The following is a 12,404-nucleotide window of genomic DNA, read 5'->3' as shown; positions in this document are numbered from 1 at the left end:
GCGATCTCGCGCCTCTGGGTCGCCACCACTTCGGCCGCGAGGCGGCGCACGGGGGGATCGCGGCGCCGTGCATCTTGGCATTGCGGCCTGGTAGGCCGCGCGTAGCGGGCGGCTCGTTTCGCGAGCTTGACACGGCACCAGTTGACCCATGCCGGGTATGCTGTGCACTCGCGGCAAGCGGGGTCAAAACGGCGGTCGTTGCCAGCATCAGCGTCGGCCGTTCGCGGAGGACTCTCGCCGCGCCGCCGCGTCGAGCTCGGCCACGGCCTGCGCCGCGGCCTCGCAATCGCTGCCAGTTTCTTGGCCCCGCTCGCAGCGTGTGACCACCAGTCTCGCTTCCTCCGCGTGAAAGCGGAAATAGCCAGCGTCGCGTGGTTTAATCAGCCCGCATCCGGACAGAACAATTGTCGCGGCAATGGCGATGACCGTCCGCTGCTTGCCGTTCCCCATTATGTCGATCCTCTCCATATTCCGGCCCAACGCCACTTCCCTCCGTTGCGACGCCATGCGTGAAATCCGCTGCGGTGAAGCCTTCCAACCAATCTGATGAGGGCGATCGCGCTGGCTGGCGAGATCAGGCTAAAGGCACGTGCGAAGCGTGTGATGCGGACAAGCATCGAAGCCGCCATGAGCCAAAGGCCGGCAGGAGGCACGGGCAGCAGGCCAGCCATCAATGGCCACCCCTTGATCGCTCGAAAGTCGCGACCCGCCAAAGATACCAGATGACGGCCAGCGCGAGCACGGCGTTGCTGACCGGCTCGATGACGCTCGCCACTTGGCTATAGCGCTCGCCCAGCTCATAGCCCGCCAGCACGAGGATCACGGTCCATATGGCCGAGCCGGCGAGCGTCGAGACTAAGAATGGACCAAGGGGCATCCCGCTGACCCCAGCGGGCACCGAAATCAGGGTTCGGACTCCCGGGACCATGCGCCCGAACAGAACCGCCCAACGACCGTAGCGATCGAACCAGCGGTCGACATGATCGACCTCACCGGGCGTCAACGTCAGCCATCGGCCGTGGCGGGAAGCAAAGCGCTTCAATCGATCGATGCCGATCCAGCGGCCGACATAGTACCACAGCACTGCCCCTGCAGCCGATCCGAGGGTGCCGGCGATTGCCACCACCCACAGCGAGCCGCGCCCCTGCGCAGCGGTGTAGCCGGCAAGTGGCAGGATCACTTCCGACGGGATCGGCGGAAAGACGTTCTCGGCCAGCATTAACAGGAAGACGCCAAAGCCGCCGAGTGACGCGAGGATCGATGTTATGATGTCGAACACAAACCAGCCTCGTCAGAAGATCCAACAGGAGATCGCGCAAATCACGAGCAGGAGGGCGACTACGGACCCAACGATCCGATTTTCTAGGCGCGGACACTCGACGTTCCTGATCCGCACGGCGACCTGCCAAGCGGGTCGAACTGGACATTGCCACGAACCTGCGGCAATCCGATCCAGCTCGGCATCCGACAACCCGAAGAACGATTTTGCTTCACCGCATGACCGTCCCGCCAACCCCATCACCCGCAGCACCACGTCGTTCCATGCGACATCAATCGCGCTCGGCCGATCGACCATCGTGCCGCGCGCGTCACCGCCCGTCCAAGAGGGGGACAGCAGGCCGATGATCTGGTGGGGATTGCGCTCCAGCAGCGTCGCCCAGCGCAGCAAGCGATGTTGGCAGTCCCGTGCCGCGATAGTCCTCGCCGGTGCCCAGCGCCGGGTAAGGTATCGCACAGGCCGCATCCATCGGCTTACCCAAGGGCTCGTCATGGGCTCGCCGAGGTGCCGACGTCGCCTTTGGTGGCGCGCTTGAGCGGACGAGAACAGCGCAGGGTGAGGAAGGTGGTGGCGCTCAGGATGAAGGCGATGTCGTATAGGCCGTAGCCCACGGCCGCGCCGAGTGCCCCAGTCGCCCACAGACTGGCCGCCGTCGCCGTACCTGACGCCTTGTCGCCCTTCTTCAGAATCGCGCCGCCCCCGATGAAGCCGACGCCCGTAATCAGACCTTCGAGTAACCTGGCTTGCGCTGGAGACGTGCGGCCGAGGATCGCGATGCCCACCAGCACGAAGCCGCAACTGGCGATGGCCACCAACGGGAATGTGCGGATGCCTGCGCTGCGGGCGTCCTTCTCGCGATCCCAGCCAACAAGAAGGGCGAGCGCATAGGCGACGGCGAGACTGATGATATGGGTGGTTATCTCCCACCACGAGCTTTGAAACATGTCGGCCTGCCTGTTCTACGCGATTGCTCCAGACCGGAGGTAAAGGGGTAAGGTCGGGACGAGAGTCCCACAGACGTTCAGGCCCAAGGCGGAGATCGCGAACATCGGCGATCCCTACCGGTGCAGACATGCGATGATGGCGGTCACGACGGCGGTGGTTTCCGCAACGTCGCGCACTCTCACCGTATCGAGGCCAATTTCAGCGGCGGGATAGTCATTCCCACCGGGGAAGATCGCATCGCCGATGAACAGCATCCCGTCGAGCGGGACGCCGCTTTCAGCACTCAGGCGCTTCAGGCCATAGCCCTTGTCCACCCCTGCCCTGGTCACGTCGATCGATGTCGTGCCACCTAGATTGATCGAGAGGTCCGGCAGCGTCGCGCGCAACGTGGCCTGCAACGCGGTCCTCTTCTTTCGGTCGGGATCCCACGCTTCCTTTTCCTTTAGCGGCGCTGCCTGCCCCAGCCCCGAAAAGGTGATCTGGCTGCCCCGGTCCTCGATCCGTTCGCCCCAGATACGTTCGTCGGCGAGGCCGGCATCGGTCAGGGCTTGATCGAAGGCCGCGCGGATCGTCGCCTTCTCTGCGTCGTCGAACAGCTCGGCATAGACCGCGCGCCAAGCGCCGTTGATGAACCGATAGAGTTTTGTGCCTGTGGTCGGCATCAACCAGAGACGGTCAAGCGCGGCGCCGGCAGGAAGACGCGAGGCGACCTGCTTCTCGAATTGCGGCCAGTCACCGCCCGAGATCACCGCCACGTCGGTGACGGCGAGCAATCGGGCGAGGGTTGCGGCCATCTCCTGTGACAATGGCCGCTTGCTCTCCGCAAGCGTGCCGTCGAGGTCGAAGGCAATCAGCCACTTCATGCCGCCTTCCCCGCCGGATCGCGGTAGGCGAGCAGCCTGAGCGCGTTGATGACGACGAGCAGCGTGGAACCCTCATGGACCGCCACCGCTGGCCCGATGCCGAGGCCAAGGATGGTGGCAGGAACGAGGAAGGCGACAACGCCCAGGCTGACAAAGACGTTCTGTCGGATGATCCCGCGCGTGTGGCGGCTCAGGCCGACCGCGAACGGCAGGTGCGCCAGATCGTCGGCCATCAACGCCACGTCGGCCGTCTCCAGCGCCACGTCCGAGCCGGCTGCACCCATCGCAATGCCGACCGTTGCGCTCGCCATCGCCGGCGCGTCGTTCACGCCATCGCCGACCATCGCTACCTTGTCTTCGCCGGCAAGCTTCTTGATCGCGGCGACCTTGTCTTCCGGCATGAGATCGCCCCATGCCTCGTCGATCCCGACATCGTTGGCGATCGCTTCGGCGACTTTCTGGTGGTCGCCAGAGATCATTATCATCCGCGACACGCCCATCTCGTGCAGCCGGCGCAGCGCGGTCTTTGCCGCTTCGCGGGGCGTGTCCATTAGGCCGATCGCGCCCAGGTCGCGGTCCCCCTTGCGGACCACCATCGTCGTGCGACCGTTCTCGCGCAGCTTCGCGATCGCGTCCTGCGCTCCCTGCCCTAGCGCCGGAATGCCCTCACTTCCGAACATCTCGGCCTTGCCGATCCAGACCGTCTCGCCATCCACGCTCGCGGTGACGCCCCGACCGGTCAGGCTCTTGAGGTCGCCGGCAGTCGGCACGGTACGATCGTTCAGTCGTTCGCGGCCGTCCTTGACGATCGCTTGGGCCAGAGGATGGTCGCTCAACGCTTCGACGGCGACGGCCAGCGCCAGCAGCTCGCCTTCATCGGTGCCATCGACGGGCACGACATCGGTAATGCGCGGACGACCTTCGGTCAGCGTGCCCGTCTTGTCGAAAGCGATCGCCTTGAGCGATCCGAGGTTTTCGAGCGGTGCACCGCCCTTCACGAGCACGCCGCCCCGCGCGGCACGGGCAACGCCCGACAGGACCGCGCTCGGCGTTGCGATGGCGAGCGCGCACGGGCTTGCCGCCACCAGCACCGCCATTGCGCGATAGAAGCTGTCGCGGAACGGCTCGTCGACGACCACCCATGCGAACAGCAGGAGCACCGACAGGATCAGGACGGCAGGTACGAAGATCCGTTCAAACCGGTCGGTGAAGCGCTGCGTCGGCGATTTCTGCGTCTCCGCTTCGCTCACCATCTTCACGACCTTGGCGAGCGCGCTTTCATTGGAACGGCGTGTCACCTCGATCTCGATCGCGCCGCCGCCGTTAATTGTTCCGGCAAAAACCCGGCTTTCCGCGTCCACTGCATCGGGCTTGGCGCGCGCCGCCGCAGCGTCCGCGACCGGCACCTTGTCGACCGGAATGCTTTCACCCGTCACCGGGGCCTGGTTGATCGCACTGGTGCCCTTGATGACGAAGCCGTCAGCAGGCAGGCGCTCGTTCGGGCGGACGATGGCAACGTCCCCAACGACCATTTGCTCGACCGGGATTTCGCTGGTCTGCCCGTCGCGTCGCACAGTCGCGGTTTCGGGCGCGAGCTTAGCCAGCGCCTCGATCGCCTTCTTGGCGCGTCCCATTGCGTAATGCTCAAGCGCATGGCCAAGGCTGAACAGGAACAGCAGCAGCGCGCCTTCGGCCCATGCGCCCAGCGCAGCGGCGCCGGCGGCAGCGACCAACATCAGCGTGTCGATCTCGAACTTCTTCAGCCGGAGATTGTCGATCGCCTCGCGAAGCGTGAAGAACCCGCCGAAGAAATAGGCCGCGATATAGCAGGCGGTGGGCAGCCAGTCCGGCGCACCAGTGACCAGCCTCTCGATCGCATAGCCGACCCCCAACAGGGCACCGCAGGCGAGCGCGAAGATCAGCTCGGTGTTGGGGCCAAGAAACTCGGCATGGCTATGGTCGTGGCCATCGCCAGGACCGTGCTTCTCCTCGCCCGCGCCGTAGCCACCCGGCCCGTGGTCATGGCCGGCATGGTCGTCAGCCGCGACCCGCTTGCCCACACCGACCTTCAGCTTGCGTAGTGCGGCGCGGACCTCCTCCTCGGTGGTCTCCCGGCGATCATACTCGACCCGAACCGAGCCGCTGGTGCTGGCGCTTGCCTGGATGACGCCGGGCAAGGCGCACAGCGCATCGCTGACGGTCCGCGCCCGGCGCGCGTGATTGATACCCGTCACCTGCCAGATCGCATGACCGTAGCGTTCGGTGATCTCAGCCCCCGCAGCTCGCACCATTTCGCGCAAGCGGGGCAGCGGCAGTTTGGCGGCGTCAAAATGGATGCACAGCGCCGACGGCGTGTCGCCGTCGACGCAGATCACATGGGCCCGCTCGACGCCTTCGCGCTTCGACAGGGTCGATACGAGACGGTCCAGACACGCGTCGGCCGCGTCCGGAAGGTCCGGCAGCAGGACCGGAATATCGAGTTCGAGCTTGTCGTTCATGACGACCTCCTTTCCCTTTTCTTGGTTTCGGCGCGTGCGTCGCGCAGGATTTCGACACCGCCCTTGATGGCGATGATGGCAGTGGCGAAGCCGACCAGCAGGTCCGGCCAGTTGGTGCCCAGCCACAACACCAGCACGCCGGCGATCAGGATGCCGCCATTGGAAATGAAGTCATTGAAGCTGAAGGTGGTGGCGGCCCGAAGGTTGACGTCCGGATCCTTGAGCCGCTGGAGCAGCCGCAGGCACAGGTAGTTCACGACGCCGGCGATCGCCGACATGACCATCATGGTCGGTCCGATCGGCTCGCTGCCCTGAAGGTAGCGCCGGCCAACGTCGATCAGAATACCGCCCGCGAAAATCAGCAACATGACGCCCGAAGCGACCGCGGCGCGCGTCTTCCACGTTTGGCCCCGGGTGAGCGCCACAAGGCTCAGCGCATAGACGGCCGTATCGGACAGGTTGTCGACACCGTTGGCGATCAGGGCGCTCGAATCCGCGAAAAATCCTGAGACGAAGAAGCCCGCCGCGATTGCCGCGTTCAGCAGCAGGACGATCCAGAGGGTGCGACGCTCTTCGCCGCCATTGTTGTCGTTGCTCGGGATCATCCCATGATCTCCTCGAGCGTTAGCAGGGCAAGGAACCCTACGAAGAACATCGAGCTGATGAGCGGGGTGTCAGGCTTCTCGTGCGCCTCAACCAGCAGCTCTTCCGTGACGAGGTAGAGCAGCGCCATCAGCCCAAAGCTCAGGAAGCCAGCGACCATTACCGGCGAGAGCGTGGCGACAGGAACGGCAGCGAGCGCGCCGATCGGCAGCAGCAGCGCCAAGGCCGAGACGATCACGATGATGCGCGGGCGCGAGCGATAGGTTTCCGCCAGCTCGTTGGTCAGTGTCAGACCCAGGAAGAGCACTTCGAGCGTCAGCGCGATCGTCAGCAGGAATCCCGCCTTCTCGCCCGCGACGAACGCAAGGCCGAGCACCAGACCATCGACCAGAATGTCGATGCCGATCGCGGCCAGCAACGCCATCGGTCCCTTGAAACGAGCCTCAAAAGCCTTGAGCCCCAACATCGTCGCGACACCCGCCGCCCCACCGATCAGTGTCGCGCTGGGCGAAGCCTCATGCTTGACCTGCGGCAGGATTTCGGTCGCTGCCGCCGCAAACACGACGCCGGCAGCGAGATGCTGTAGGCCCGCCACGAGGCCAGGGTTCAACTTGGTGCGGCTCGCGATGATCGCGCCGAGCACGACCGCCAGCACAGGCGCAAGCGTGTAGAGCAATGCTTGCATATGCTATGATCCCTCCGGGGTTCGGTGACAGACGCGGATCTTCCCGCGCTGCGTGAAGGCGATCGACCCACCCGCCACGACTGCCCGCGACCGGTCGCCGCGAAACTCATCGCCGGTCCGTTGCGCGTGCAGGATCTCGGTTCTGCCCTTGGGCAGCCAGGTGACAGCCATCTTCAGGCCGTCATCGATGAAGTCGACATCGGCGCGCGATCCGTCGTCGCAATACATGATGCGCTGCGCGATCAATCGGGGCGTCAGATGCGTTTCATGCGCCGGCTCGACAGGTTCGCTCGGCGCGGGATTGCACGCTCCGACGACCATACCCGCGAACAGAACGGCGCCGATGCGCGCGGCTGTAGGGCCAGGCAGGTGCCGCAAGGCATGCACCGCCCTCACCACAGCACGCCGTGATCGGGCGTCAGCGGCTGAGGGGCTGGCAGTCCCGCCGTCTGAAGAAGGTCGATCTCGATCGTGCGGCACATGGCCGTGAGCGGGACATCGTGAACGCTATTGGCGAACGGATCGGTCAGATCCTCGCCGATGCTCAGCACCGCGAGGAAGACGAGTCCGATCAGCGTCGATCCGATCGGCGTGGCAAGGCCAAGGGATTCGACCAGCGCGATCGGGAGCAGCACGCAGAACACGCGCGTGAAGAGGTTCGGGAAGAACCGAAAGCCATTGGGCAGCGGCGTGTTCTTGATCCGCTCCATGCCACCTTGCGCATTGGCGATGTCGATCAGGACGCGCTCGACAGTTGCCTGCTGGATCTCGGTGATCCGACCTTCCGCGAGCGCGTCGGCGTAAATGCCCGATATGTCCTCCAAGAGCGCGTTGGCAGGGTTCAGGCGAGCGACCGCCATATCGGCGACGTCCGTTCCGGCGATCCGGGCAATGTCTTCATAGGGCGACTGTCGGCGAAGCTGGCAGCGCATCGAGTGCGCGAAGGCGATCTGCCGCAGGATGATGTTGTGCCGCATCTCACTGCCCTCGGGTTCCCCCTTGGTCAGGCTGCGTGTGATCCTAGCCAGGCTGCGCGACGCATTGATGAGCGCGCCCCAAAGGGTTCGCGCTTCCCACCAGCGCGCATAAGCTGCGTTGGTCCGAAACCCCATGAAGAGCGCGATGGCAGTACCGAACAGCGCCGTCGGCAAAGGCGGTTCCTTGATCGGGGTCATCATGTGGAATGCCGTCACCGCCACGTCCCACACGAACAGGATCGTGAGAGGCTTCCAAACCTCAATAATGATCTGCCTAAAACGTGGCCTCGCGCCGACTATCATATCAATTGCGCCTTAAATATCTTCGCGATCGTCATCCAATCGGCAGGTTCATGATGTCCCGATATGCAGACAGCAGCTTGTTCCGGACTTGCAGGGTCGCCTCGAAAGTAATGGATGCGCGGCTCTGGATGAGCGCGACGGTTGCAATGTCGGTGGTTTCGCCACGCTCATATGCTTCGGTGACGACATCCTCTTGCTCCTGGGTCTCGTTGACCTTTGCGACCACGGCATTGAGGGTGTCGGCGAAGTTCGACGCCGGAGCGGTCGGCGTCACGCCGGGCGGTGCCGTCGGCTGCGCCTCACGCAAAGCGCGGCTTCGCGCGATCACTTCGGCGCGAATGGCCATCACATTCGAGATCGACGTGTCAGACATCGTTTCTCTCCCGTTGCGGTGCGACGTGTCGGAAGACAGGACGGTTCATCGGGTGCCCTCCCGTTCGCAGGTCCGGGTGCGGCCCTCCCCTTCTACGACGGTGAGCTGCGCCCCTTTGAAGGTCGCGGTGGCTGTCTCGCCGACATATTGGAGGCCCTGCGCTGGCGCGGTCAGCGTCATGGGCATGGCGCTGCTGGAGCGCCGCAAATCGATCTGCAGGCCGTTGTCCTTGTAGTCGACGAACAGCGGTTCCCCGTCGGAACAGCGATAGGGATGGCGCCCCATTTCGCCGGTCGCCACGGCGCTGTCGGACGAATGGATTTGCTGCTCCGTTGGCGGGGCTGGCGGCTTGCTTTCCGTGCAAGCCGCCAGCCCGACAACGAGGATGAGGGCGGGCAGTACCCGCTTCAAAGGCATCATCGCGCCTTCCTCCTGTAGCGGGAGGGGACGCGCTGACGATTGATCCCACGGGCAGGCTGACCCACCCGCCAGCGCAGATAGGTTGCGAGGCGATCGTCAGCCTCGATCATCAAGGACCGCAGGCGACGCAACATCATCGCCGCGAACGGCAGAGACAGCGCCCCGCGCAGCGTGCAGCTATGTGTTAGCCTGGTGCCACCATCGTCCCCTGCCAGCTCGTACCGCTCTTCGAGCATGAACAGATAAGGGATGCCGCAGGACCAAGCGAAGGCGTGCGGCTTGTCGAATTGATCGACCCGGGCCGGCGTCCGAATTGGCCGGGTGATGCCCTGGATCGCGAAGGTACATTCCGTCTCGCCAAGCTGGCACGGGTTGTCGAGGAATACGAGCGGACTCCAAGCCCGACGATGATCCGGATCGGTGATCGCCGACCAGATCCGCAGTGGCCCGCCGTGAAGCATTGAGCTGGTTATGGTGCGAGGCATATCCCCATCTCCCAGAGATGAGCGGGGCGATCGCGGATCGCCCCGCTCACCCATCAGGCCAAGTTGTTCACGAAGGTCTGACCGTGGTCGTCCCCTTCATGCTCCTCATTGTAGTGCTCGGGCTTCTCGATCACTTTCTGCCCGAACCGGGCGTAGAGCGTCGGCAGCACGAACAGCGTCAGCAGCGTTGCCGAGATCAGGCCGCCGATGACGACGGTCGCCAATGGCTTCTGCACCTCCGCGCCCGCGCCTTCGCCAAGCGCCATCGGCACGAAGCCGAGGCTGGCGACGAGCGCGGTCATGACGACGGGCCGCAGACGCTGCATTGCGCCGACATGGGCCGCCTCTTCGCGCGATAGCCCCGACCGGATCAGGTCCTGGATCGAGCTGACCATCACGAGGCCGTTGAGGACCGCGATGCCCGACAAGGCGATGAAGCCCACCGCCGCCGAGATCGAGAAGTCCATGCCCCGCAGGAACAGCAGCAGAACGCCGCCCACCAGTGCGAAGGGCACGCCGGTGAAGACGATCGCGGCATCGCGGACCGATCCCAATGCCCCGTAGAGGAGCAACAGGATCAGGATGAAGCAGGCCGGAATGACCAGCTTCAGTCGTTCGCTCGCCGATTGCAGGTTCTCGAACTGACCGCCCCATTCGAGATAGGCACCGGCAGGCAGCCGGACCTGGCTGCCGATCGCCGCCTGCGCGTCTGCAACGACGCTACCGACGTCGCGACCACGCACGTTGGCTTGCACCACCACGCGCCGCTTCCCGTTTTCGCGGCTGATCTGATTGGGACCGTCGACGACCTTGATGTCAGCGACACTGGACAGCGGCACATAGCCGCCCCCCGCCACCGGCACCTGCACCTGTTCAAGCAGGCCAATGTCAGCGCGCTGCGTCTCCGACAGGCGGATCACCACCGGGAAGCGGCGGTCGCCCTCGAAGATCTGGCCCGAGGTGCGTCCGCCGATTGTCGCGGTGACGGTATCCTGCACATCCTGCGCGGTGACGCCCAGGCGCGCCATCGCGTCACGATTGACGCGAATGTCGAGCATGGGCAGGCCCGTCGTTTGCTCGACCTTCACGTCCGCCGCGCCCTGCGTTTTGCGCAGTACGGCGGCGATTTGCTCGGCCGTCCGGTTCATCGTGTTGAAGTCGTCGCCGAACACCTTCACCGCGATGTCGCCGCGCACGCCGGCGATCAGCTCGTTGAAGCGCATTTGGATAGGCTGGGTGATCTCATAGGCGTTGCCCGGGATTTTTGCGAGATTTCCCTCGATCCGGCTTACCAGCTCCTCCTTGGGAAGATCGGGATTTGGCCAATCCTTGCGCGGCTTCAGGATGACGAACATGTCGGTGGCGTTGGGCGGCATCGGGTCGGAAGCGAGTTCCGCCGTGCCCGTCTTGGAATAGACGAACGCCACCTCCGGCTGCTTCGACATCATCCGTTCGATCGGCACCTGCATCGCCTGGCTTTGCTGGACCGACGTGGCGGGGATGCGCAGCGACTGGATCAGCAGGTCGCCTTCATCGAGCTGCGGCAGGAACACCGAGCCGAGCGTCGTGAAGGCGAGCGCCGCCACGACAAGGCTGCCAACACCCGCGCCGATTGTCAGGGTCGGGCGCTTCATTGCCCGGTCAAGACCGGGCTCGTAGCGCTTCTTCAGCCACGTGATGATGCGGCCGTCCTTCTCCTCAACCTTCTTCGACAGCCAGATCGCGATCATGGCCGGCACGAAGGTGATCGAGAGGATGAAGGCGAAGGCGAGCGCGATGATGACGGTGAGCGCCATCGGCACGAACGTCTTGCCCTCCACGCCGGTCAGCGTGAGCAGCGGCACGTAGACAAGGATGATGATCGCCTGCCCGTATACCGAGGGGCGGATCATCTCGCGCGCGGCGGCCGCCACGGTCGCGAGCCGTTCCCTTACGCTCAGCAAGCGGCCTTCATGATGCTGTTGCTCGGCAAGCCGTCTCAGCGCGTTCTCCACGATGATGACAGCGCCGTCGACGATCAGGCCAAAGTCCAAGGCGCCAAGGCTCATCAGGTTCGCCGAGACGCCGGCACGCAGCATCCCGAAGCCGGTCAGCATCATGGTGATCGGGATGACCAGCGCCGCGATCAGCGCCGCGCGGAAATTGCCGAGCAGCAGGAAGAGCACAACGATGACCAGCACCGCGCCTTCCGACAGGTTCTTGGCGACCGTCTTGATCGTCGAGTTGACCAGCTCGGTGCGGTTGAGCACCGGCTGAACCACGACGTCGGGTGGCAGCGAGGCGTTGATCGACTTCAGCTTCTCGGCGACCGCCGTGGACACGACGCGGCTGTTCTCGCCGATCCGCATGATCGCGGTGCCGACAACCACTTCCGTGCCGTTCTCCGAGGCCGAACCCATGCGGATCGCCTGACCCGTCTTCACGGTCGCGACTTGTTCGACCGTGATCGGCACGCCGTTACGTGTCGCGATCACGGTCCTGGCCAACTCGCCGGCATTGCGCACGAGCGCATCCGAGCGGACAGCCAGACCTTCGCCATTGCGATTGACGAAGCCGCCGCCGACGCTGGTGTTGTTGCGCTCCAGCGCGTTGCCCAGGTCGGTCAGCGTGATGCCTAGCGACGCCAGCTTCTGCACATCGGGCACGACGAGGAACTGCTTGGCGTACCCGCCAATCGAGTCGACGCCGGCGAGGCCCGGTGTGTTCTTCAGAAGCGGCGTGACGATCCAGTCCTGCGCGGTGCGCAGGTAGGTCGCCTTGTCCTCTTCGGCCGTCAGTCGCTCACCCTCTGGCGTGATGTAACTGCCATCGGGCTGTTGGCCCGGTTCACCGGGCTTGTGCTTGTCGTCCTCGCGATGCTCGAGCCGGACGGTGTACATGTACACCTCGCCCAGGCCCGTCGCGATCGGACCCATTTCGGGGTTCACGCCATCGGGCAGGTTCTCTTGCACGCCCTGCAGACGTTCGCCCACC

14 protein-coding genes are annotated in these 12,404 nt (G+C 64.6%); all 14 read right to left on the bottom strand.

The features are described 5' to 3' along the window. Window positions 1-207: 207 nt before the first annotated feature. A complete protein-coding gene (locus tag ACH0AE_RS16340; protein ID WP_406875988.1) occupies window positions 208-450 on the bottom strand; it encodes a hypothetical protein in 243 nt (80 codons plus the stop codon). A gap of 220 nt (window positions 451-670) precedes the next feature. Continuing rightward, a complete protein-coding gene (locus ACH0AE_RS16335; RefSeq protein ID WP_406875987.1) occupies window positions 671-1,279 on the bottom strand; it encodes a DedA family protein in 609 nt (202 codons plus the stop codon). A gap of 12 nt (window positions 1,280-1,291) precedes the next feature. Continuing rightward, window positions 1,292-1,669 (bottom strand): hypothetical protein, encoded by a 378-nt coding sequence (locus ACH0AE_RS16330; RefSeq protein WP_406875986.1) that lies wholly within the window; start codon window positions 1,667-1,669, stop codon window positions 1,292-1,294. 98 nt (window positions 1,670-1,767) lie between these two features. Continuing rightward, a complete protein-coding gene (locus ACH0AE_RS16325; RefSeq protein WP_406875985.1) occupies window positions 1,768-2,223 on the bottom strand; it encodes an MgtC/SapB family protein in 456 nt (151 codons plus the stop codon). Window positions 2,224-2,337: 114 nt separating this feature from the next. Continuing rightward, window positions 2,338-3,087: an HAD-IIB family hydrolase gene (locus ACH0AE_RS16320; RefSeq protein ID WP_406875984.1), complete on the bottom strand. Its 750-nt coding sequence runs from the start codon at window positions 3,085-3,087 to the stop codon at window positions 2,338-2,340. Further along, the gene (locus ACH0AE_RS16315; protein ID WP_406875983.1) at window positions 3,084-5,585 is read right to left on the bottom strand and encodes a heavy metal translocating P-type ATPase; all 2,502 of its coding nucleotides are present in this window, start codon (window positions 5,583-5,585) and stop codon (window positions 3,084-3,086) included. Before ACH0AE_RS16315 ends, ACH0AE_RS16320 begins: the two co-directional genes overlap by 4 nt. Further along, on the bottom strand, window positions 5,582-6,190 hold the full coding sequence (locus ACH0AE_RS16310) for a cation transporter (RefSeq protein ID WP_406875982.1): 609 nt from the start codon (window positions 6,188-6,190) through the stop codon (window positions 5,582-5,584). The genes ACH0AE_RS16315 and ACH0AE_RS16310 overlap by 4 nt, the downstream gene beginning before the upstream one ends. Further along, complete coding sequence (locus tag ACH0AE_RS16305) at window positions 6,187-6,873, bottom strand: ZIP family metal transporter (protein ID WP_406875981.1); 687 nt, start codon at window positions 6,871-6,873, stop codon at window positions 6,187-6,189. The genes ACH0AE_RS16310 and ACH0AE_RS16305 overlap by 4 nt, the downstream gene beginning before the upstream one ends. A 3-nt stretch (window positions 6,874-6,876) precedes the next feature. Continuing rightward, window positions 6,877-7,260, bottom strand: a complete 384-nt coding sequence (locus ACH0AE_RS16300; RefSeq protein WP_406876023.1) for a hypothetical protein — start codon at window positions 7,258-7,260, stop codon at window positions 6,877-6,879. Window positions 7,261-7,265: 5 nt separating this feature from the next. Continuing rightward, window positions 7,266-8,153, bottom strand: coding sequence for a bestrophin family ion channel (locus ACH0AE_RS16295; RefSeq protein WP_345907589.1), 888 nt, complete (start codon window positions 8,151-8,153; stop codon window positions 7,266-7,268). Between the two features lie 31 nt (window positions 8,154-8,184). Continuing rightward, window positions 8,185-8,526 carry a flagellar hook-basal body complex protein FliE gene (gene fliE / locus ACH0AE_RS16290; RefSeq protein WP_047867274.1) on the bottom strand — a complete coding sequence of 114 codons (342 nt, stop codon included), beginning with the start codon at window positions 8,524-8,526 and terminating at the stop codon, window positions 8,185-8,187. A gap of 45 nt (window positions 8,527-8,571) precedes the next feature. Beyond that, complete coding sequence (locus ACH0AE_RS16285) at window positions 8,572-8,946, bottom strand: hypothetical protein (protein WP_406875980.1); 375 nt, start codon at window positions 8,944-8,946, stop codon at window positions 8,572-8,574. Further along, entirely contained in the window at window positions 8,943-9,431 is a 489-nt protein-coding gene (locus tag ACH0AE_RS16280; protein WP_406875979.1) for an SRPBCC family protein, read from the bottom strand. The genes ACH0AE_RS16285 and ACH0AE_RS16280 overlap by 4 nt, the downstream gene beginning before the upstream one ends. Before the next feature lie 53 nt (window positions 9,432-9,484). Continuing rightward, window positions 9,485-12,404, bottom strand: a 2,920-nt coding sequence (locus tag ACH0AE_RS16275) for an efflux RND transporter permease subunit (protein WP_406875978.1), incomplete at its 5' end; no start/stop codon positions are given.

The organism is Sphingomonas sp. 179-A 2A2 NHS (assembly GCF_045371305.1).
Taxonomy (GTDB): Bacteria; Pseudomonadota; Alphaproteobacteria; order Sphingomonadales; family Sphingomonadaceae; genus Sphingomonas.
Note: the sequence above shows the minus strand (reverse complement) of the source record. Positions and strands in the feature narration are given on the sequence as shown.

What these genes read in the sequence shown, in the direction of transcription:
- ACH0AE_RS16340 (WP_406875988.1), bottom strand. Translation starts at nt 450, where the DNA reads ATGGGGAACGGCAAGCAGCGGACGGTCATCGCCATTGCCGCGACAATT.
- ACH0AE_RS16325 (WP_406875985.1), bottom strand. Translation starts at nt 2,223, where the DNA reads ATGTTTCAAAGCTCGTGGTGGGAGATAACCACCCATATCATCAGTCTC.
- ACH0AE_RS16320 (WP_406875984.1), bottom strand. Translation starts at nt 3,087, where the DNA reads ATGAAGTGGCTGATTGCCTTCGACCTCGACGGCACGCTTGCGGAGAGC.
- ACH0AE_RS16315 (WP_406875983.1), bottom strand. Translation starts at nt 5,585, where the DNA reads ATGAACGACAAGCTCGAACTCGATATTCCGGTCCTGCTGCCGGACCTT.
- ACH0AE_RS16310 (WP_406875982.1), bottom strand. Translation starts at nt 6,190, where the DNA reads ATGATCCCGAGCAACGACAACAATGGCGGCGAAGAGCGTCGCACCCTC.
- ACH0AE_RS16305 (WP_406875981.1), bottom strand. Translation starts at nt 6,873, where the DNA reads ATGCAAGCATTGCTCTACACGCTTGCGCCTGTGCTGGCGGTCGTGCTC.
- ACH0AE_RS16295 (WP_345907589.1), bottom strand. Translation starts at nt 8,153, where the DNA reads ATGATAGTCGGCGCGAGGCCACGTTTTAGGCAGATCATTATTGAGGTT.
- fliE (WP_047867274.1), bottom strand. Translation starts at nt 8,526, where the DNA reads ATGTCTGACACGTCGATCTCGAATGTGATGGCCATTCGCGCCGAAGTG.
- ACH0AE_RS16285 (WP_406875980.1), bottom strand. Translation starts at nt 8,946, where the DNA reads ATGATGCCTTTGAAGCGGGTACTGCCCGCCCTCATCCTCGTTGTCGGG.
- ACH0AE_RS16280 (WP_406875979.1), bottom strand. Translation starts at nt 9,431, where the DNA reads ATGCCTCGCACCATAACCAGCTCAATGCTTCACGGCGGGCCACTGCGG.